The following is a 751-nucleotide window of genomic DNA, read 5'->3' as shown; positions in this document are numbered from 1 at the left end:
CAAGTTTTATCCAGTCCTGAGTTCGCCCCGGCTGTTGGATTTACCCGAATGGGCGGTGGTAGCGACGGGAGCTGGTGCGGAGCCATCGGCATAGCGCAGCGCCAGATCCCGTCGCGGGTTGCAGGTGAAGGCAAACTCCGATGGTGTTTTCCATCCGAGTTGCGAGTGAGGTCGCGTATCGTTGTAGTCGGCCCGCCAATGTCCGAGTTCGACCCGGGCCTGGGCCAGCGACGTGAACAGCGTCTCGTTCAACAATTCGTCTCGGAGACGGCCATTGAAGCTTTCGATGAAGGCATTCTGCGTCGGCTTGCCGGGCGCGATGTAATGCCAGGCGACGCGGCTCTGATCGGCCCATGTCAGGATGGCGTTGCTGGTCAATTCGGTGCCGTTGTCGCTGACCACCATTTTGGGCTTGCCGCGCTCGATGATCAGCCGGTCCAGCTCCCGCGCTACCCGGGAGCCCGACAGCGAGGTGTCGGCCATCAACGCCAGGCATTCGCGCGTGCACTCGTCGACCACGGTCAGGATGCGGAAGCGGCGGCCATCGGTGAGCTGGTCCGAGACGAAGTCGAGCGACCAGCGGTCATTCGGCGCTATAGGCACCACCATCGGCGCCCTGGTCCCGAGCGCCCGCTTGCGGCCACCACGGCGACGGACCGCGAGCCTCTCTTCCTGGTAGAGCCGGAACAGTTTCTTGTGGTTGACCAGATAGCCCTCCCGCCTGAGCAGAACATGCAGGCGCCGATAGCCG

Annotated in this window: 1 protein-coding gene; it reads right to left on the bottom strand. The window is 63.5% G+C overall.

The genetic code is table 11. From position 1 onward, the window contains the following. Positions 1–6: 6 nt before the first annotated feature. A partial coding sequence (locus tag IVA96_RS33085; RefSeq protein ID WP_247421783.1) for an IS3 family transposase occupies positions 7–751 on the bottom strand: 745 nt, incomplete at its 5' end.

This window comes from Bradyrhizobium sp. 159 (genome assembly GCF_023073795.1).
In the GTDB taxonomy this organism is placed as follows: domain Bacteria; phylum Pseudomonadota; class Alphaproteobacteria; order Rhizobiales; family Xanthobacteraceae; genus Bradyrhizobium.
This window is presented reverse-complemented; position numbering and strand designations above follow the sequence as displayed.